Origin of the sequence: Pseudomonas sp. 21LCFQ02 (genome assembly GCF_024129895.2) — a bacterium.
Classification (GTDB): domain Bacteria; phylum Pseudomonadota; class Gammaproteobacteria; order Pseudomonadales; family Pseudomonadaceae; genus Aquipseudomonas.
This window is the reverse complement of the sequence record NZ_CM178749.1, coordinates 4,058,849-4,075,408: the sequence shown is the minus strand read 5'-3', so window position 1 is coordinate 4,075,408 and position 16,560 is coordinate 4,058,849. Positions and strand designations below refer to the sequence as shown.

Genomic DNA, 16,560 nt, shown 5'->3' with positions numbered 1-16,560 from the left:
GGCGCTACTCTCCGAACAGCGCTCGGAACGTCTCGGCGTCCCGCAACCGCAACTCGTCAAGCGTGTACATCTTGTTCTGGGGGTCGACGAACCGGTCAAGGCTCAGCTTTCCCTCGGCATACAGCTTGTACCGGGAAGGCCCGAGCCATTGCTGCTTGAAGGCTTCATCCTGGCGGGCAAAGAAGGTCGAGAACGACGTATCAGCCTTCACCCGCCCCTGCTTGAGGTCGGCCTTCTCGCGCTGATTCTTGGTCATGTCGCCGACACTACGGAAAGTCGACTCGCCGTCGCGCCCCTTGACCTTGAGACTGATCGAAAAGGGCCGCTCACCCATAAGCTCGCCAGTCATGCTTGGGATGTACTGGCAACGGCAGTTGTAGTGCAGCGTGGCCGGTGGCCTGGGCTGGCCAATCTTGTAAACCTTGCCGTCTAGGGAGGCGCAAACCACGCAGGTTCGACCTTCCAGCGCCGCAGAGCGAATCACGTACGGCACGCCTAGAGCCTCATAGGTCTCTTCATAGACCACGCCACTGACGTGGTTTCTTGCCGTCCTGACGACCCGCTCGATCTCGACCTTGGTGGCCTGCATGATGCCGTCTTGGTACTCAAGCGCCTTGGTGCCACGGAGTGCGCGGATGATCTGCGAGTTGCTGTTATCACTGGCAATCCCGGCCCGTATAGTGAGCAGGATCTTATCTTTGGTGTCAGGCGCGATGCTGTCGAGCATCTCGTGCACCAGGCGACCACCAGCCAACGGGCTATTGAGAGCCTGCTTGAGCATCTTTTCCGAACTGATCGACGCCGGCTTAACGTCCATCATCTTCGATACAGCCGCGGCTGCGTAGCCAGTCTCGTAAGCGGCCAGTGACGCAGCGCCAACGGCAAAGCCAGTCGCAACAACGGCGCCGATCTGACTTGTCGCGGCAGTGATCGCGTCACGCATCTCGCGCAGTTCTGGCGTGTTGTACTTGCCGGCCGAGAACGATGCCTTTTCCGCATCGCTCAGACCGTCGAGCATTTCGCCGAGCTGCCTCCAGAGCGCCAGCGCCACCTTGTCGGCTTCGCTGGTCAGTTCGGACGCTGCCGCAGTGCTGAGGCGGTAAAGGTAGCTTTTGTGCTGCCCGAAGGCATCAACCAGGGCCGCCTCGGCCTTCTTCTGCTCATTCGTCGCCATTCAGGTCACCGGTTATCGCACCGTCGATTCCTGCGGCCTCAGTGAGCCACGGAACGCCTGGGATGCGACCGTTGCTGATGTAGTCCCACAGGCTCTGCTCGCTGATGTTCTTACCAGCCTTGGCCACCATGAGCTGCGCCAGCACCTGGGCGTCGATCCTGCCCCGCTGCTCTTCGATCCGGGCCTTCTCGTCTACCCACTTGAGCGAGTCGCTGATGACGCCCCGGCGCTTGACCTCGTTGAACAGTGTTTCCTGGCTCAGGAAACCTGCGTCTGCCATCTGCTTGAGGACTGGAAGACTCACCTCTGGCGCGTAGTCCGCGTCGTAGTTGCCTTCTATGGTGGCGAACCCGCCGGTCGCTTGCTTGGTCCAGTCAGCGAACAGTTGCAGCACTTGATCAACGGCATCCTCGAAGTTATTCCCCATCGCCTCCAAGGCGCTGATCTTCTCGGCCGCTTCCTCATTGGCCTGGGCTGCCGTTTTCACCGCCTGATCAACCCGGCTAAGCAGCCGAGCGCCAGCCATGCGCATCTCTTCAAGCAGGTCTTGCAGGTCCTGACGACCAGCATTGATCGCTTGGCCGCCATGCTCAACGTACTTGAGATCGGCGCCTTCGCCCTGAAGTCGGGTTGCCGCCGAACTGCCAACCGTCATTTCCCACGGCACAGGCATTCCGTCCGGGCCAAGCGAGTCGCCTGCGTTGATCGCCACCAGAATCGGCACCCGGGCAACGTGGAGCAGGTTGCGCTGATCACTCTGAGACTGCCAGTGCGTGACGTTGAGGTGCGCCAGCTCCAGCAACGGCGGCTTCGCAGTCATCACTCCGGTCTGGCCGGTGTAGAAGGTCACCACCGGCACCTTGCCAAGGGTGTTGACGCCATCCTCATGAATGACCCAGCCAGATCCTTCGGTCTTGCGGTAGATGCGCCAGCGCTTTTCCTCGATGACGCGAATCTGCTGGATCAGCTCTGTGCCGAACTCTCCGCTCTCCTCTTCGATCTGCTCGATGTAGCGGAACTGGGTCAGGATTGGCCGACCATTTACGAAGCGATACCGAAAACCAAGCACCTGGGTCGGCTTGACCATGACCGCATAAGGCCTGACCCCAGCGTCTTTCTCCTGAGCCTTGGTCTTTATGCCCTCAGCACGTGGAAAGTCCACCAGGCAGTGAGCAAGGCCATACCCCAGCCCAATCCTGAACCACTCGGACGCGAACACATCCAGATTATTGCCGCGCAGGTCAACGTCATCATTGCACCAGGCTGCGATATCGTCAGGCACCTCGTCCCCTAGCGTAATCGGGCGAGCGAATACCCTGCCTGTCATGTTCTTCACCGTCTCGGCGTAGGCCGGCAGCAACGTGGACAGGTTCAATCGATCTTGATAGCTATCAGGTTCTTCCTTCGGCCATTTGGGGAGATACGCCACGCCAGCGGCGCGCATCGCCTTGGTACCGCCGAGCAGCGCTGACACCAGGGTCCAGTCGTCCTGCATGAGCGCGATTGCGCCAAGCACAACGTCCGGGCTGTCGTTTGTGGCCATGGGTTACATCCTGAGAGGTGTGCTGGTGGAGATTTTCTGGTTGATCGGATAGCGCTGGACAATGAAATAGCCCAACGCATCTACAGGGTCTTCCGTGCCGTCCTTGTTCGGCTCACCCTTGTCCGTGTATGCCTGCTGCTCCAGCACCTGGGTGGTGACCGGGCAGTTGTCGGTGTTGACCAGATACCGCCGCTGACCCTCACCGTTGAGGAGCATGGCATTCACCGCCAGGACCCGGTCACGAACCAGTGGGCTGGACGGGTTGACCATGACGATGAAGCCTGCGGCCCGCAGCAAGGCATGGTCTGACTCACTACCGTTGACGCTCTTGCGGTTTTTGCCGCTGGCGTCGGGGTAAACAATGATCTGACGGCCAGGGAAGCGGCGCTTCAGCTCAACAATCATGGCTGGCGTATCAAACAGGCCGGTCGCCTCTTCCAGCAGTAACGGCTGGCCGTCCCGGATGACGTGGATCGTCGCTGCCATGCGGTTGATGTTGAAGTCCATGCCGACGTGCAGCGGCTCGCCCGGCCGAATCGTCTCATTGGTGTGGCACGCAAACCGGTTGAAATTCGGGTACACGCTGCCGGAGGTCAGGTTGACGAACAAACCGTCGATGTAGGCCTCAACCAGGTTGGCCGGGTACGATCTGCGCAGGGACGGGATGTAGTCCTTAGGCAGGTTCTTGGCATTCTGCCGCGTCGAAGCGTGGACGATGCCGTAGAACTCCTTCTGCGCCGGGTGGCTGGCCAGCTCCTTCACAAACTTGCGGTAGACCCAATTGAAGCCCTCAGGCGTGGTCGTCACATCGATAGTGTTTTCAGGTCGACTTGGCCAGACCGTCGACATCCGCGCGATGATCTTTTTCCAGGCGCTGTCCGCTTTCTTGATCGGCATGCAGTCGATTTCATCGACCAAGGCGTGGGCGATGTTGAAACCCACGATTTTGTGGGGGTGCTCCATGCTCTTACAGATGATCGTCGACAGAAGCCGTCCGCGCCGGTCTCGCAGGTGCACCCGCTTGTTGCTGGGCACGATATCAGCCACTAGGCCGAACGCCTCAGCCACCACCGGGATGGTGTCGTAGAAAATGTCCGCGATGTGCGGGTACGTCGGGGCAAAGTAGCCCTGAGGGATGCGCGGGTGCTCCAGGGCGTTGATGCAAAGCCGGACGCAACCAACGAACGTCTTGCCGCTCCGGTAGCCGCCAACGAACGCTGAGAACTTCTTGGGGTGACTGATGAACTCGAACTGCGGCTTATTCAGCTTCAGGGTCGCTTGCATCTTCAACCCCGATGATCACTTGCTTGGGCTCGGGCACATCCTTATCAGGGTCGGCCAACTCCCGTTGCAGCTTCTGGATGTTCAGGCGCTTGATTTCGTCGTCGAGGGACTTATCAGGCTCCACCTTGCGGTTCACATACGCATCGCCGCACTCCTTCGCCGCCTGCTCAAGGATCTGCACGGCCAGAGCCATGTTTCGCATCGTCTCTGCCTTCTCAGCCATGCGGCCTAGCGCACGGAGACGGTACGCACGGTTGGCGATGGGGATCTCGGCAGTTTCCTCGCGGAAGCGTTTTCGGGTGTCGTGGAACAGGGTCACCCACTTGGCGGCCAGGTCGCGCCCGGCACGCTTGGTCGGGTCATGCGCCTCACACTTCTGGCGGGTCAGCTCAAGGCCGAATTCCTCTTTGACAGACGCTGCAACCTGGCTGGGCGTATCGAAGCAGGCCAGAGCCTGAACGATGAACGCTCGCACCTCGTTATTCAGGGTCGCCATAGGGATTCTTCCGTCTTGGGTCTGTCAGGGTTTAGGCAGACTTGAGCAGACAGGTCCCGCACGCCCTCGAAATGTTGATTCTTGCCACCGCTGGCGGCTTGCTTGCTGCGTCGATCAGTGCTTGAACGTCCTGACTGGCACCGTAGCGGCGGACCACGCCGATAAACTCTTCTACGTCGTGTGAGCGCATCTCAAGCTTGGGCACCCCTTCCTTGGTGAAGGCTGGGGCACCGTATTTGTCTGGCTTGTGGGCTACGTGATAGAGCTCATGTTCGACAAGCGAACAGAATTCGGCATCGCTGCACTGGGCACAGTAGTCAGCGGCCAGCGTGATGATGAATTCGGGCTCGTCCCCGAACCAGTCACGCATCTGCTGCTCCATCCGGGCCTTATGCCAGCCACCTGCGCGGTGCATGACCTGTTCGGCCTGGCCAAGGACTACCCTTCCCCGCTTGGCGAACGACTCGGATGCCCAGAGGACGCCGATGTTGGCGCCTATCAGGTGGGCGTGGTCTTCGTTGTGGATGCTGCCGGTGTCGGCAAGGATCTCGGTGGATATCCATTCCCAGACCTCGGGGGCCGGGGTGAGCGTGAGGAATACCGATTCAAGCAGGCTTGCTGGCGGCACTGGCCGGACCATGGAGCACCTCAGTCGATATCAAGCAGCACATCCACCAGCTTCCGCTCACCCAGCCTGAACAGGGCGAGCGCCTGGAGGTCATCAGCGGCAGGTCCGAACGCGAAAGCCTCGACTCTGCCGTTTTGTGATCGCAGAGCAAGGACGCCTATCGCACAGGGCTCCAGCTCTCCCGACTCCAGTTGATCCGCCACCTTGCGCAGCGTTGCGGCGGCATCACGCCACCCTTCGCGCTTGAACTCGACGACTTTCATCGGCTGTCACTCTACGATTGCGAGAGGCCAGATACCCCGGACCAGAGCGAGCGCATCAACCGGGGTCAGGTCTTCGTGATGGATCATGGGGAACGGCGGGTAGCCAGGCGCATGGACAAGCCAGGACTTTTTCAACTGAAAGGGTCTGCAGGCTGGGCAATCGAGCGCACGAACCACATGAAACCCTGTTGCAAGTTGGTCTTGGCCAGAGCCAACAGGCGCGGGTCAACGCCTTCGATCTGTCCGATTTGCTTGAACAGCTCGCCCGCATCAGCCTCCAAGGCCTTGATCGAGTTCATACCGTCGATCTCGGACTGGCTCAGGTCGCGGTAGCCGGTGATCTTCTTGTGCTGGTTGTCCATAGCTTTCTCCAGAATGCAAAAGCCCCAGCGGATGCCGGGGCCTGGGTTGTTCGCGCCACGAAATGGCAGCTATCGATTTTGTGGCGGCAACTTGTAAGGTCATGCCGCTTGGCACACACTCGCCGCTTTCCCTAAGGAGTAAGGCCAGTGATCAATTTTCAATGGGTGGATAAGATGCTGGCGACTTATGTGGCTGCGTCATTCGTGATGGCCAACCCTGACAAGGCCACGCCGGAAGAGCTTGCCCTTGCTGGCGAGAACCTTGAGATGGCCAAGCGAGTGTCAGAAACAGGCTACAGGATCGAAAACGGATCAATCGGCAATGACAACGAACACGGCAAGTTCCAGCTTGCGTCTCTGGGCCGGAGTTTCCAGGCTCCTGACGACTTCTCAAGTCATGGCCGGTCATGTGGCCCCAACCAGTACTTCCCGATGATCCTTGCGGACTATCCAGTCTGGGCCGAGGCCCATTCACAGAACCAGCATCTGCGCCACTTTATCGAGCAACAGCGGTAATCCTTCGCCTCAGGAGCGGCGGCGGTCTGTCTTGCCCGGATCTGAGCCGAATCGCGGATCGGTCAGGCAGTGCTCGCAGTGCAGGTGCCGGCACAGCCAGGTCTTGACCTGCATCCAATAGGTCCGCACGAACCAGTGCCGGACGCCAGCGCAGGCCAGCGCAACGTGGAAGGTGACCCCGGCAACCGTGGGCGTGACATAGGGCCACTCGCCTCGTGTGGCCATCGCGTACCCGGCTACCGCAATCGTGAAGTAGATGACCTTCCCCACAATCCCGTCGTTGACCCGGAAGCTCAGCATCGACCACAAGGCCCACGCTGTGATGATCCCAATGCTGACTGTGCTTACAAGTTGAAGGCTGCTCATGGGTTACCCCCGAAGCGTTGCCGGATCAGAGCCCACAGATCAGCGGCTTTGATCGCTCTGTGAATGGCGGCCATCAGCGAGCCGCCGAATGCGCCAAGAAGGAACCCTACCCCGGCCACGTTATTCGGCTCAGTGATGGCCAGGTAGTTACTGACCATACCTGTGAGGTACACGGCGCAGGCAACCCCGGTCACCAAGAAAATGACCCAGGCCCTGACGCTTGTCAGGTCGTCCCGGTGCCACCAACTTGCAACCACGGCGCCAATCAAGCCGGCGATGGCCCACTCAGCGTTAGTGAGCCAGCGGTGAAATGAATCCATGCGCTCGACTCCGTTGAGCAAAAAAAGGCCCGCCATTCGGGCGAGCCATTGAATAAAAGGGCCAGCAGTCTGACCCGCTGGCATGTGGAGGCGGATATGGTGCGGATGCTGGGGGTCGAACCCGGATCATCAGCCTGGATAACTAAATAGAGACCTGCGCCACCCGCTAAAGAAAGCCCGGCATCTAAGCCGGGCCATCATCACCACTTATTAGAAATCCCAACCGATTCCGCCGAAAAGCGGCAGCGGCCCCTTGCTGTGATCAGGGTAAAACACACGACGAGGCGGACGAACCGGAGTAGGTTGCCACCCGAAGCGCGCCCAGACTGGCGTGTTTTTCACAATGACAAACGCGCCATTAGCCTGCAGCTGTGCATAGGCTCCAGGGTTGCCATAAGTGCCAGTGTTCCAAACCGCCTCGCCAGCAGCGTTGTAAAGAACGAAGTTGCCATCGGCCTGCATAACTGCCTGGGTCGCGCCACTGTTGAATGTGTGAGAGTGCCAGACAGCGGTCATGCTCTGATCGTAGACGACCAGGTTACCGTCAGCCTGGAAAATCAGCTGATAAGCACCGGCCGGGTAGGAGGCACCTACAACCATAGCCTGGTCCGGGTTCAGCACAGTCGCATCAGCAGCTACCGGAGTGAAATTTGCACCCGTGTCGCTCGACCAGAGCGCTTTTACATCAATGACTACGAGGTTCCCGTCATTCTGGAGCGACAGATGCATGCTCTCCACGTTGGCAGGAATGGCGGGATTGTTTGTATACCAGACCCGGCCGCGCGACGGGTCATACAGATACAGCCCGGCATTCATCAGTACATGCGTCGGGAAATCCCTCAGCGACCCGGTGGTGCTATAAGGCTGGTTGGTGTCAGCGATCCAGGCAGTGGCCCCATTGGTTTGATCGTAGATGGCCAGGTTCCCATCATCCTGAAGCAGCAACTTGTAATTGCCATTTGGAGACAGAAGGAACTGACCCGGAGTCATCACTTGTAGCGGAGGCAGATATGGAGATCCAACGCTGGTGAAATATTGAGGATTCTCAGGATAGTAAATTGCCATGGGCATTACCTTTTAAGTCGAATGATTGGTCGCGGAGGATTCCGCATTCACGTCGCTCAAAGGCAATCTGCAGCTAGAGGCTCTCGTCCTATCAGTGGCGGGTTAAGCTCCGCCATAGCTGTATGAATAAACAGTACATCAATATTCCATGCGCATCAAGCACGAATATGCATAGATAGCCGTGCTTAATGTCTTTCAGGCTGGCAATAAAAAACCCAGCCTTGAGAGCTGGGTTTGATGCCGAACCGCCCGTTGCAGTGGATTATCGATACGGGCGGGCATTATCGCTTCAGGCGTTCACCTGGGTGGATCACCCGAGCTTTCAGAGACTGAATCGCGCCCCGGCTCTCAGGGAGTTCAGCGTGAGACTGTAGAAGGTCAGCCCTTGATCGGTCATGCCGTAGATAGTAGAGCTCTCGGTCACGGGCGTGTCCATTCGAAACAAGGCCTCCCCATGCTCGCTCTGCATGAGCGCCAGAAACTGATCTGAAAACTTAGCCGCCTCAGAATCTTCATGTCTTTTTGGATAGAGATGATCCAAGAACTTTCCAACAGGCATTTTTGACATGCTTTCCATAAATCTAAGCATATCGCGCATCATGCCGATGTCATTCTCAGTAATTTCCGGGCTTTCCAAAGCAATTGCCTCATGCAAAAAAACGCTGAAAAGTCTGTATCGTTATATAAGTTTGCCGAAGGCAAAACTCTAAACATGGCGAAATGATGCCTTCACCCGGACATTTGGTCAAGCGGAATAATAAAGCGTTATTCCTGCTGCTCAGAATATTCAATTCTGAACGAAAACCCTTCCTCGCCTCCGCTCACCGACTCAATCGGTACGCCCGCGAATAGCAGCCCTGAACCGCCCGGAGGCATCGTTGTATGTGTGCGAAAATCCGGCTCACAGGACAACCTGAAGTATTCACTGGTAACAATGATCTTGTCCGGTATAGCCGGCGCGCGCTCTGCCATCGAGATTCTTAGTGCCTCAAGCAAAACTCCAACCCTGCTCATGCAGCCTCCTTCATTATTCTGATCATTTGGCTGACAGGAACTAATGCCTGCCGGTCTAGATCATTGCACGCTGCAAAGCAGGCGTCGATGAACTCGCCCCACTCTCTGGTCCACTGGGTCGATTGCAGTTCAAGGCCATAGATCGCATCAAGCCACACCCGGAACGACTCAGGCGTCAGGCACGGATCAACCCCTTCGCTCTGCCCGCCCTGGTGCATGCGGCGATACCGGTACAGCACGCCAGCGGCAACATGGCGGGCCTTCTCAAACTTCTTGGCGTACATCTTCGGACCAGCCTTGTAGGCAGCCAGAAACACCAGCTCTTCGGCCTCTTCCTTCTCATCGACGCTCGCAATGGGGCTGTACATCCAGTTGCCGAACGCCCGGAGACTGGCCGGCAACTTGTCAATGGCCTGCTGCACCCGGCCGGCGATTGCTTGGTGCGCCGCGTGTCGGGCATTTGTGGACCGCTCGGTCTTCTGGATCATCCGACCCAGCATGCCCATTTCCTGCATCACTGCGCCCTGGCTGTCGCGTGCGGTGTACAGGGCGTCGTGCCAGGCAGCACGGGCGCTGTTGAGTTTCATCATGCTGCTGTCCTCTTCAGTTCTCGGACCTTGGCCCGGTAGTGCGCCGTGATGGCTTTGATTTCGTCGACCGTGTACTTGCGGGGCTGATGAGGCCCTTCCAGCCAGGCCACCTGATCGGCGCCGATGCGCTGGACCAAACGAATGCGGTACTCGACAGCGTTGCCGGAAAGGTTCCGATTGCACTTCACGCACTGCCGGTGGATGTTCAGCGGCTCGAACCGCAGCTCGGGACAGGCACCTACGGATCGGTAATGGCCGGCGTCCCAGCGGCTGCCGGTCAGCAAGTCCGAATCGTTCGGAGCCGAGTCGCAGCTGATGCACGGCAGGTGCGCGTCACGCAGGCGGACGAACTCGTTGATCGCGGCCTGGGCATCTTTGAGGTGGTCCGAACGGCTTTTCAGCTTCTCCTTGCGGACCTTGATCGCCTGGCGCTCGATATCGGCCAGCGCCTTGCGGGCCTTCTCCTGCCCCTGCTCCGACTTGCCATGCGCGAGCGCGCATTCAATATCGCCGCAGACGGCCTGTGATGGGCGCAGCGGCGCGAATAGCGCCCGGCACGATGGGCAGCGCTTCTTTCGTTCGGATCGTGGCTTGAGCGGGGTTTTGCGCTGGATTGGCGTTCGCTTCATGCTGGCACCGCCTTCGACTTCTGCTGCTCAGGGGTGAAGTCGCCGCGCAGGGGCATCAGGTATCGCGGACTGACCATTGCGATGCCACCCCTATCCACCCAGCCATTTTGCTCGGTATTAATCAGCAGGCCCTGAGACTGAACGATCCATTTTGGTTCATCTGTCGATTGAAAGAGCCTGTGCCCGGTTGGCGATACAGTTATTTCACCGGGGTTGAGAAGCGTGACAAGCTCAACACAGCGACCCACGTTCGGACTGCTCCCGCTCTTGCTTCCAGTGATCAGCGCAAAATCGCCCGGCTTGAATTGATGGCTCATGCTGCCGCCTCCCACTGCTCAGGCATCTGCCCTTTCGGCTCGCTCCAGCGGACGCCACGCTCGGCACCGAACACATACATGCACTCGATCACGTCGCCCAGCTCAGCCACGGTCATGCGCCGGGTGCTGACACCCAGCATCACCACTCCGCCATTGATGCCGGAAGCCATGCGCACCTCCTGGCGGGCAGCAGCAGTCATGAGTGCTTTCCAGTCCTCGCTGTCGAGCTTCTGCATGACTCCGTTGACCGGCCATTCCACCTGGCGGGAAATGTCGGCCAGCATTGCCCACAGCTTTGCGTTCTGCTCCAGCGTGCGACGGGACTTGACCGGGCGGACGATGATCTCGATTGCGCCGACCACGGCCAGCTCAGTGGCGAAGAGGTACGCCAGGCGGCATACCTCACGGACACGGCTCGGGCCGGATGACCAGAAGTGTCGAGGTTTTGCGATAACGTCAGTCATGGCTCTGCTCCCTGGCAATTGCCGCATCGACCAGTGCGTCAAGAACGAACGGCGACGAAACCCCAATCTTCTCGGCTGTCGGCACGCGTAGAGCCCGATACCGCTCCGCATCCTTCCGCATCCCCTCAGCCTCGGCTCGCCAGTTATCGGCATGCGCCTTCTCTGCTGCTCGCCCGGCGTCATAGCCTGACTGGTAGCTGTTCGGCTCGGCCTGCAAGGTTGCGACTTGGCTGCGCAGGGCGTCGCGCTCAGCTCGCACCTGATCCAGCAAGCGCCCGGAAGACTCAGCGAACGAAGCCAGGCCATCAGTGACCTTGCCCACCAGTTGCTCGGCGGTCAGGGTTTCTGCGTTGTAGCCGCCGGCGCTGAGCTGGAAGGCAAGCGAACGCATGCCCTCATCGAACTTTTCGTTCTCGGCCTTGAGCTCGTCACGCTCCCCCTTCGTCACACGAAGGTCAGCGCGTAGCTCGCCAAGTCGTTCGCCGCCTGCGGCCAGGTCTTGATACTCGCGGATGCTCTCCACCTGATTGGCGTTCTTGCGCTCCAGCCGCTCTATCTCACCCAGCAGGGCCAGGATTTTGGCCGGGGTGCACGCAAGGAAAAACGCCTCATCAGCCTCGCCGTTGTCGCCAACAAAGCCGAACTCGTCGTTCTTGTGGTCAACCTTGAGCACCAGAGAGCCATCGTCGCCTTTGCACTCGTACTTGATGCCACCACCAGCAGAGTCGAGGCGATCGTAATGGCGACCCGGAGTAGCGGCCTCAGCCAGCGCCTTGAGTCGGTTCTTGTCGATGGTCATGGCTTCACCTCGCGCATGAAATTCGCCATATCACCCATCTGCTGAACGATTGCAGCTTCCTCTGTGGCGACTGACTGAGTGATTTTTTCTTTGCCCTTGATGCAGCGCCGACAGTCCACAAGAGCCCAGTCACCGGACAGGCTGCTGCTCTCACCAAGCCAAGTGCCGCAAGCGGCCTGTTCCTCGCATTCATCATCTTGCGGGCGCGGGCAATAATGAGTTTTCAAAGCTTCACCTCGCAGCGCAGGCCGGCGGCCTCGATGGCTTCCTTGCATTCGCGCTTGTAGCTCAGCACAGCGTTACTGGTCAGCGTTCCGGTGTTCGCCACGGTATCGGGCAACTCAACAACAACGGCCTGGCGGCTGGCCTGCCAGCACTCCCACAGGATCTGAATGTTGTTATCAAGATACTCATCGCCTCTGCTGTCGTGACGGCGAAGCCAGCCATGGCCGATGTTTTTGTTTACCCAAGCCTCAAACTCACCGCGCATTTTGTTGGTGTCGGTCATGGCGAAACCCTCAGGCCGGCAGCCTGCACCGCAGTGCACGCATCTTCGTAGTCGATCCAGCCCCATCCGTCGTCGCAGGATTGCGGCTCTGGCAGCTTCACCACCACATCCTCCCGACTCGCCTTCCACACGCCCCAGGCACCGATGTGCGCCTCGTACTGGCGAATCGAGAAACCTGCGACGTACTTTCCATCGACAGGCTGGTAACGACCCTCTTCCTCGCTCCACTCAACTCCTGTAGGGATTGGGTAGCGGGCTTCAAACTGCTGGCGGGAGCTGGTCATTGGGCAGCCTCCTGGTGGTGCGCACGCTTCTGGCTGCCATCAGCCATCACGATGCGGCGGTCTGAGCCACGGGTTACGCGAACGATCTCAGAGGACTGAGCAACGATCTTGAATCCGGCATCGATCAGCCGGTTTACGGTAATGCGCTGAGCATCGGTCATTCCGCGGACTCCTTGCGAATCAGTTCTTCTGCCTTGGCGCTGTGAACAAGCTTCAGGCCTTTGAGGTGGCGGCGCTCGGCGCGGGCTTCGCGCAGGCGCTTGGCCTCTTTGTCGCGGCGACTCTGCTGCAGATCAGCCCGAAGTTGCTGCCAGCGGGCGCGGTTGGCTTCGGAGGGCTGCACGACAGCTCCAGTCAGCAACCCGGCAATGGCTTGGCCGTCTTGGCCGATGGGGGCGATACGCAGGTCAGCCAGGTACTGCTGACCGGCCTCTTGGGTGATCAGCTTCGAGCGGACGGCGGATTCGATGGCTGCCACCCGGCGACCAGAATCGAACCCAAGCGACACGCTCCAGCTCACAGGGCGAGCTTCGGCGCGGGCCTGAGCAACCAGTCGTTCGTAAGCGCTCAGGAACGCCATGCGAGCACCCACTTTGTCACGGCCAGCCAGAATCGGCTGCGCGGCGGTCATGGCCTGGCGAATCTCGGCGGTCATCACCACGGTGTCGCTCTCGTCGCCAGCGGCCAAGGCAATTGACCATGCTTCGTCCTTGCCTGGGCGGCCATCGGCGGCGTGGATGCGCTGCATAATCGCGCCAGTGGTCAGCTTGCCGGTCAGCTCCAGGCGGCAGGATTTCAGGGCGCCAGCCACGACATGGGCCGGGAAGCTGGACAGGTCATCAGCCATCAGTTCGGCGGCGTCAGCGCTCAGGGTGTAGCCCAGCGATTCGGCGGTGGCGCAGATGGCCAAGGCCAGCCGGGCCACTTGCTCGGGGTCCATGCGGTCAGAGGAATTCATTCTTCGCCCTCCCCTCACGGCTGCGAATACGGTCGGCGGCCTCTTGGCCGGCGGACCTGTTCGCCTGCTTGCGCTCAATCTGCTGGGCAGTCGTGGCGTTCATCTGGCGATTGGTGGCCCACTGGGTGCGATAGGCCTCAGCCTTGGTCAGCAGGGAGCCGAAGTCGTGGCAGTTGCGGATCAGGTAGCTGTCGTCGATCTTGACGAAGTAGGCAGCCACCGGGGCGGCCTCCTGGCCTAGGCGCTTCCACAGATCCACAACCTGCTTGTTGACCTTGGCGTTACGGACTGGGGCGGTGCCGTAGCGGTGCTGGTAGGCGGCGAAGTAGGCAGACCAGATTCCTCGGCAGGCTTCCTGCTTGGCCTGCTCGGTCTCGTCCTTCGGCTTGGCGGCGCGCTTCGGCTTGGCCGGAGCGAGCTGCACCACTGTCGTAGTCTTCTGCGTAGTCTCTTGTGTAGTCTCTGTAATAGTTGTCTTGTCCGTGACGCACTGGTTGTCTTTGGCTAAAGGCACCAGTTGTTCTTTGCTAAGAGAACTTGTTGAAATTACAGAAAGGACTCTTGCCCCTTCTACAGCCAGAGGACTTGCTGGCTTTTGGTAAGTCACGCATGCGCCTTTGGCGGCATTGCAGCTCGCATGCGCTGGCTGGAGGTTCTCGAATACATGAGATCCGCCTGCGGCCAAAGGCTTGATGTGATCGAATGACAAGTGGGTGCCTGTTTTCCCTGGACCTCGATCAATCACGCCTCCGCAGCAGCCACACACCAGGCCATGCTTTCTGACGACTTCGGCATAATCCACGAACTCGCATTCAACACCGGCCTTCTTGGCCCGCATCAGTCCGGCCTTTGAAAGCTGCCCGAGCTTGGGGGTGTACAGGTCGAAAAGCTGTTCCAGCGTGATTGCCTGGATGTTGCCCTCAAGCGCCTCGAACAGGGTTTCGACGTTGATGCGGTAGAACATCTTTGCCGGAATACCCTTGCGCTGTTCGTCCAGCACGCCTATTGCCTTAAGGTTTTTGCGAGAGTCGCGCACTTCGTCAGCAGCAAGGCCGACCTCGGAAAGCCACTCGTTCTCCGTCTTGTAGAACCAGCCATCTTCGGTCTTCTCGGTCCAATACACCGCCTGGGAAAGAAACTGAGCCGCAGCAGCGCTCAGGCCCAATACGCGCCTGAATGCCGGATACACGGCAACAGCGCTACCTGCCAACTCTGTGAGCTGCATCCTCAACCGACCTTTGCTTATCGCATGTAGGGCTGCCATAATCGTTCTCGTTGAATGCTGTTGAAGAAGCCGGTCTAGCCACCGGCTTTTTTGTGTCTGCGTTTTGAGGGCCTCTTCAGGCCCTGTGTGAGACCCTCACTTATCCGGTAGAGGGTCTCTTCAGTCCCACCAGCTCCAGAACCGGGGCCTTCCGCCTTCCTACGAACACCGTTGCACCGGACGTAATTGCTTCAAGCAAGACCTCGTTTACGGCCTCCTCGAATGTCCAGCCTCGGGCTTCCATGAGGCGGTGAATCTTGGCTCTGGTATCTGGCGGCACGTTTTCTTCACAAAATTCCATCGTGCCCTCCTGAGGGCCTCTAGCCCGCGATATCCTTCATGTCTTCGGGCATCAGGGCTTCAATCCCGCCGTTTACTGCGGCCCACTCCAGCATTTCGAAGAGGTAGGTCGCGTACTCCCGGCGAGCCTTGTGGGCTGCGCGCTGGAGTTGTCGATCAAGCAGCGGGTAAAGGCGGACCTTGCGGGCCAGGTCGCGGCGCTGCGTGAGCGGATCTTTGAATCCCATAGGGGTCTTCCTTGTGGCTGATGAGTTTTGATTTGGTGGAGGCGCGACATGGCTAAGCGACTTGAGGTTGCTCAACCCTCAACGCACCCTTGGTGATCTTCTCGATCTGGTACTGGCGCAACTCGGGCACGACGCTCCATTGGCGGACCGCTTCGTAGGTCAGCCCCAGAGCTTTTGCCAGCGCCGAGACCGAACCGAAATGCTGGATTGCTTGTGATTTGGTCATGTCGACCTCCTTTGCTTAGAACATATTCAAGCATGCTTGTATTTGCAAGGCAAGCATGCTTGACAAGCTCTCTTGTAGATTGCTCGCATGAAAATCACTGATCGAATCTCAAAACTGGTTCTGGCGAGAAAGCCAGAAGTCGGCGCACGCGGCTTGAAGCGCGATATCGCTACTACCTGCGGCATCAGCTACGAAGCTGTGCGCCAGTGGTATGCCGGTGATACCGGCAATATTAAGAATGAAAATCTGGTTTTGCTGGCCGACAAGTACGACACGACGGTGGACTGGCTACTGTCTGGCAAGGGCGAGCCGCCGCGAAGGAATGGCTTAAGCACGCCAGCAGAGGTGGCAGTCAGCAGCAGCGCTGCCGAAAAGGTTATGGAGATGATTCGCAAGCATGCGGGCAAGAGCCTGGACACTGATGCTCAGGAGAAGATCGCCGCTGCAGCTCTCACGGCGGCCGGCGAGGCTCAGGGCAAGGTGATCCAGGCTGACTTCTCCAGCCTCAAAGCCAAACCCGATGAGATCGTGATCCGCCAGTACGACATTCGCGCCTCAATGGGGCACGGCCAAGTTCCAGCTGACTACAACGACGTGATCCGAAACCTGATCATTCGTGAGGACGTGCTACGCGAAAAAGGCGTGACCTACACCTCCCCTCATTCTCTGGCGATGATCACCGGCTGGGGCCAGAGCATGGAAGGCACGATCAACGACAAAGACCCAGTGATCGTGGATCGCGGAGTGAACGAGTTCATCGGCGACGGCGTATACGTGATCACCTGGCACGACATGCTGTACATCAAGCGCCTGCAAATGCATGACGCCGAGCACTTCGACATAATTTCGGATCATCCAAATCACAAGGACCGGGTTGTGCCGGTGGGCGATGTGACGATTCACGCCAAGGTGCTGCTGATCTGGAATGCGCGGAAGGCTTGAGGCGACACTGCGTCATTGCAC

The 16,560-nt window shown here is 59.0% G+C and carries 26 protein-coding genes; 2 read left to right on the top strand and 24 right to left on the bottom strand.

Features of this window, described 5'->3' with window-relative positions:
* Nucleotides 1-4: 4 nt before the first annotated feature.
* The 7 genes from NJC40_RS18600 to NJC40_RS18570 all read right to left on the bottom strand — a co-directional run bounded on the left by NJC40_RS18600 (nt 5) and on the right by NJC40_RS18570 (nt 5,750).
* On the bottom strand, nt 5-1,174 hold the full coding sequence (locus NJC40_RS18600; protein ID WP_253139681.1) for a minor capsid protein: 1,170 nt from the start codon (nt 1,172-1,174) through the stop codon (nt 5-7).
* Nucleotides 1,161-2,717, bottom strand: a complete 1,557-nt coding sequence (locus tag NJC40_RS18595) for a DUF4055 domain-containing protein (protein WP_253139682.1) — start codon at nt 2,715-2,717, stop codon at nt 1,161-1,163. The genes NJC40_RS18600 and NJC40_RS18595 overlap by 14 nt, the downstream gene beginning before the upstream one ends.
* A gap of 3 nt (nt 2,718-2,720) precedes the next feature.
* On the bottom strand, nt 2,721-4,001 hold the full coding sequence (locus tag NJC40_RS18590; RefSeq protein WP_253139683.1) for a terminase large subunit domain-containing protein: 1,281 nt from the start codon (nt 3,999-4,001) through the stop codon (nt 2,721-2,723).
* Nucleotides 3,976-4,497 carry a DUF2280 domain-containing protein gene (locus tag NJC40_RS18585; protein ID WP_253139685.1) on the bottom strand — a complete coding sequence of 174 codons (522 nt, stop codon included), beginning with the start codon at nt 4,495-4,497 and terminating at the stop codon, nt 3,976-3,978. Before NJC40_RS18585 ends, NJC40_RS18590 begins: the two co-directional genes overlap by 26 nt.
* A 31-nt stretch (nt 4,498-4,528) precedes the next feature.
* Nucleotides 4,529-5,137: a putative metallopeptidase gene (locus NJC40_RS18580; protein ID WP_253139687.1), complete on the bottom strand. Its 609-nt coding sequence runs from the start codon at nt 5,135-5,137 to the stop codon at nt 4,529-4,531.
* A gap of 8 nt (nt 5,138-5,145) precedes the next feature.
* Nucleotides 5,146-5,388 carry a hypothetical protein gene (locus tag NJC40_RS18575; protein WP_253139689.1) on the bottom strand — a complete coding sequence of 81 codons (243 nt, stop codon included), beginning with the start codon at nt 5,386-5,388 and terminating at the stop codon, nt 5,146-5,148.
* Between the two features lie 131 nt (nt 5,389-5,519).
* Nucleotides 5,520-5,750: an Acb2/Tad1 domain-containing protein gene (locus NJC40_RS18570; RefSeq protein ID WP_253139692.1), complete on the bottom strand. Its 231-nt coding sequence runs from the start codon at nt 5,748-5,750 to the stop codon at nt 5,520-5,522.
* Between the two features lie 147 nt (nt 5,751-5,897).
* Between NJC40_RS18570 and NJC40_RS18565 the strand changes: the two genes are divergently transcribed.
* On the top strand, nt 5,898-6,266 hold the full coding sequence (locus tag NJC40_RS18565; protein ID WP_253139694.1) for a hypothetical protein: 369 nt from the start codon (nt 5,898-5,900) through the stop codon (nt 6,264-6,266).
* 9 nt (nt 6,267-6,275) lie between these two features.
* On the opposite strand, the gene NJC40_RS18560 is transcribed toward NJC40_RS18565, so the two are convergent.
* From NJC40_RS18560 to NJC40_RS18480, 17 genes are all read right to left on the bottom strand, one after another.
* Nucleotides 6,276-6,632: a hypothetical protein gene (locus tag NJC40_RS18560; protein WP_253139696.1), complete on the bottom strand. Its 357-nt coding sequence runs from the start codon at nt 6,630-6,632 to the stop codon at nt 6,276-6,278.
* Nucleotides 6,629-6,952: an MFS transporter gene (locus NJC40_RS18555; protein WP_253111272.1), complete on the bottom strand. Its 324-nt coding sequence runs from the start codon at nt 6,950-6,952 to the stop codon at nt 6,629-6,631. The genes NJC40_RS18560 and NJC40_RS18555 overlap by 4 nt, the downstream gene beginning before the upstream one ends.
* 210 nt (nt 6,953-7,162) lie before the next feature.
* Entirely contained in the window at nt 7,163-8,017 is an 855-nt protein-coding gene (locus NJC40_RS18550; protein WP_253139698.1) for a putidacin L1 family lectin-like bacteriocin, read from the bottom strand.
* A gap of 322 nt (nt 8,018-8,339) precedes the next feature.
* Nucleotides 8,340-8,654, bottom strand: a complete 315-nt coding sequence (locus tag NJC40_RS18545) for a hypothetical protein (RefSeq protein ID WP_253139700.1) — start codon at nt 8,652-8,654, stop codon at nt 8,340-8,342.
* 373 nt (nt 8,655-9,027) lie between these two features.
* Nucleotides 9,028-9,621, bottom strand: coding sequence for a hypothetical protein (locus NJC40_RS18540; protein WP_363321677.1), 594 nt, complete (start codon nt 9,619-9,621; stop codon nt 9,028-9,030).
* Entirely contained in the window at nt 9,618-10,250 is a 633-nt protein-coding gene (locus NJC40_RS18535) for a recombination protein NinG (protein WP_253139702.1), read from the bottom strand. The genes NJC40_RS18540 and NJC40_RS18535 overlap by 4 nt, the downstream gene beginning before the upstream one ends.
* A complete protein-coding gene (locus NJC40_RS18530) occupies nt 10,247-10,567 on the bottom strand; it encodes a hypothetical protein (RefSeq protein ID WP_253111249.1) in 321 nt (106 codons plus the stop codon). Before NJC40_RS18530 ends, NJC40_RS18535 begins: the two co-directional genes overlap by 4 nt.
* Nucleotides 10,564-11,031 (bottom strand): recombination protein NinB, encoded by a 468-nt coding sequence (locus NJC40_RS18525; RefSeq protein ID WP_253139704.1) that lies wholly within the window; start codon nt 11,029-11,031, stop codon nt 10,564-10,566. The genes NJC40_RS18530 and NJC40_RS18525 overlap by 4 nt, the downstream gene beginning before the upstream one ends.
* Nucleotides 11,024-11,830: an ead/Ea22-like family protein gene (locus NJC40_RS18520; protein WP_253139706.1), complete on the bottom strand. Its 807-nt coding sequence runs from the start codon at nt 11,828-11,830 to the stop codon at nt 11,024-11,026. Before NJC40_RS18520 ends, NJC40_RS18525 begins: the two co-directional genes overlap by 8 nt.
* Entirely contained in the window at nt 11,827-12,057 is a 231-nt protein-coding gene (locus tag NJC40_RS18515) for a hypothetical protein (RefSeq protein WP_253111240.1), read from the bottom strand. Before NJC40_RS18515 ends, NJC40_RS18520 begins: the two co-directional genes overlap by 4 nt.
* On the bottom strand, nt 12,054-12,338 hold the full coding sequence (locus NJC40_RS18510) for a phiTE_015 family protein (protein ID WP_253139708.1): 285 nt from the start codon (nt 12,336-12,338) through the stop codon (nt 12,054-12,056). The genes NJC40_RS18515 and NJC40_RS18510 overlap by 4 nt, the downstream gene beginning before the upstream one ends.
* Complete coding sequence (locus NJC40_RS18505) at nt 12,335-12,622, bottom strand: phiTE_015 family protein (RefSeq protein WP_253139710.1); 288 nt, start codon at nt 12,620-12,622, stop codon at nt 12,335-12,337. The genes NJC40_RS18510 and NJC40_RS18505 overlap by 4 nt, the downstream gene beginning before the upstream one ends.
* Nucleotides 12,619-12,783: a hypothetical protein gene (locus NJC40_RS18500; protein WP_253139712.1), complete on the bottom strand. Its 165-nt coding sequence runs from the start codon at nt 12,781-12,783 to the stop codon at nt 12,619-12,621. Before NJC40_RS18500 ends, NJC40_RS18505 begins: the two co-directional genes overlap by 4 nt.
* Nucleotides 12,780-13,580 carry a hypothetical protein gene (locus NJC40_RS18495; protein ID WP_253139713.1) on the bottom strand — a complete coding sequence of 267 codons (801 nt, stop codon included), beginning with the start codon at nt 13,578-13,580 and terminating at the stop codon, nt 12,780-12,782. Before NJC40_RS18495 ends, NJC40_RS18500 begins: the two co-directional genes overlap by 4 nt.
* Nucleotides 13,567-14,805, bottom strand: coding sequence for an HNH endonuclease (locus NJC40_RS18490; RefSeq protein WP_253139715.1), 1,239 nt, complete (start codon nt 14,803-14,805; stop codon nt 13,567-13,569). The genes NJC40_RS18495 and NJC40_RS18490 overlap by 14 nt, the downstream gene beginning before the upstream one ends.
* Nucleotides 14,806-15,164: 359 nt before the next feature.
* Entirely contained in the window at nt 15,165-15,371 is a 207-nt protein-coding gene (locus tag NJC40_RS18485; protein ID WP_253139717.1) for a hypothetical protein, read from the bottom strand.
* A 52-nt stretch (nt 15,372-15,423) separates the two neighbouring features.
* The gene (locus tag NJC40_RS18480) at nt 15,424-15,597 is read right to left on the bottom strand and encodes a Cro/CI family transcriptional regulator (protein WP_253139719.1); all 174 of its coding nucleotides are present in this window, start codon (nt 15,595-15,597) and stop codon (nt 15,424-15,426) included.
* An 87-nt stretch (nt 15,598-15,684) separates the two neighbouring features.
* Here NJC40_RS18480 and NJC40_RS18475 point away from each other — a divergent pair, with 87 nt between their 5' ends.
* Nucleotides 15,685-16,539 (top strand): XRE family transcriptional regulator, encoded by an 855-nt coding sequence (locus tag NJC40_RS18475; RefSeq protein WP_253139721.1) that lies wholly within the window; start codon nt 15,685-15,687, stop codon nt 16,537-16,539.
* The last annotated feature ends 21 nt before the right edge of the window (nt 16,540-16,560 follow it).

What these genes read in the sequence shown, in the direction of transcription:
- NJC40_RS18490 (WP_253139715.1), bottom strand. Translation starts at nt 14,805, where the DNA reads ATGCAGCTCACAGAGTTGGCAGGTAGCGCTGTTGCCGTGTATCCGGCA.
- NJC40_RS18525 (WP_253139704.1), bottom strand. Translation starts at nt 11,031, where the DNA reads ATGACTGACGTTATCGCAAAACCTCGACACTTCTGGTCATCCGGCCCG.
- NJC40_RS18570 (WP_253139692.1), bottom strand. Translation starts at nt 5,750, where the DNA reads ATGGACAACCAGCACAAGAAGATCACCGGCTACCGCGACCTGAGCCAG.
- NJC40_RS18585 (WP_253139685.1), bottom strand. Translation starts at nt 4,497, where the DNA reads ATGGCGACCCTGAATAACGAGGTGCGAGCGTTCATCGTTCAGGCTCTG.
- NJC40_RS18510 (WP_253139708.1), bottom strand. Translation starts at nt 12,338, where the DNA reads ATGACCGACACCAACAAAATGCGCGGTGAGTTTGAGGCTTGGGTAAAC.
- NJC40_RS18500 (WP_253139712.1), bottom strand. Translation starts at nt 12,783, where the DNA reads ATGACCGATGCTCAGCGCATTACCGTAAACCGGCTGATCGATGCCGGA.
- NJC40_RS18475 (WP_253139721.1), top strand. Translation starts at nt 15,685, where the DNA reads ATGAAAATCACTGATCGAATCTCAAAACTGGTTCTGGCGAGAAAGCCA.
- NJC40_RS18540 (WP_363321677.1), bottom strand. Translation starts at nt 9,621, where the DNA reads ATGATGAAACTCAACAGCGCCCGTGCTGCCTGGCACGACGCCCTGTAC.
- NJC40_RS18560 (WP_253139696.1), bottom strand. Translation starts at nt 6,632, where the DNA reads ATGAGCAGCCTTCAACTTGTAAGCACAGTCAGCATTGGGATCATCACA.
- NJC40_RS18580 (WP_253139687.1), bottom strand. Translation starts at nt 5,137, where the DNA reads ATGGTCCGGCCAGTGCCGCCAGCAAGCCTGCTTGAATCGGTATTCCTC.
- NJC40_RS18555 (WP_253111272.1), bottom strand. Translation starts at nt 6,952, where the DNA reads ATGGATTCATTTCACCGCTGGCTCACTAACGCTGAGTGGGCCATCGCC.
- NJC40_RS18505 (WP_253139710.1), bottom strand. Translation starts at nt 12,622, where the DNA reads ATGACCAGCTCCCGCCAGCAGTTTGAAGCCCGCTACCCAATCCCTACA.
- NJC40_RS18575 (WP_253139689.1), bottom strand. Translation starts at nt 5,388, where the DNA reads ATGAAAGTCGTCGAGTTCAAGCGCGAAGGGTGGCGTGATGCCGCCGCA.
- NJC40_RS18495 (WP_253139713.1), bottom strand. Translation starts at nt 13,580, where the DNA reads ATGAATTCCTCTGACCGCATGGACCCCGAGCAAGTGGCCCGGCTGGCC.
- NJC40_RS18520 (WP_253139706.1), bottom strand. Translation starts at nt 11,830, where the DNA reads ATGACCATCGACAAGAACCGACTCAAGGCGCTGGCTGAGGCCGCTACT.
- NJC40_RS18480 (WP_253139719.1), bottom strand. Translation starts at nt 15,597, where the DNA reads ATGACCAAATCACAAGCAATCCAGCATTTCGGTTCGGTCTCGGCGCTG.
- NJC40_RS18595 (WP_253139682.1), bottom strand. Translation starts at nt 2,717, where the DNA reads ATGGCCACAAACGACAGCCCGGACGTTGTGCTTGGCGCAATCGCGCTC.
- NJC40_RS18550 (WP_253139698.1), bottom strand. Translation starts at nt 8,017, where the DNA reads ATGGCAATTTACTATCCTGAGAATCCTCAATATTTCACCAGCGTTGGA.
- NJC40_RS18590 (WP_253139683.1), bottom strand. Translation starts at nt 4,001, where the DNA reads ATGCAAGCGACCCTGAAGCTGAATAAGCCGCAGTTCGAGTTCATCAGT.
- NJC40_RS18530 (WP_253111249.1), bottom strand. Translation starts at nt 10,567, where the DNA reads ATGAGCCATCAATTCAAGCCGGGCGATTTTGCGCTGATCACTGGAAGC.
- NJC40_RS18535 (WP_253139702.1), bottom strand. Translation starts at nt 10,250, where the DNA reads ATGAAGCGAACGCCAATCCAGCGCAAAACCCCGCTCAAGCCACGATCC.
- NJC40_RS18600 (WP_253139681.1), bottom strand. Translation starts at nt 1,174, where the DNA reads ATGGCGACGAATGAGCAGAAGAAGGCCGAGGCGGCCCTGGTTGATGCC.
- NJC40_RS18485 (WP_253139717.1), bottom strand. Translation starts at nt 15,371, where the DNA reads ATGGGATTCAAAGATCCGCTCACGCAGCGCCGCGACCTGGCCCGCAAG.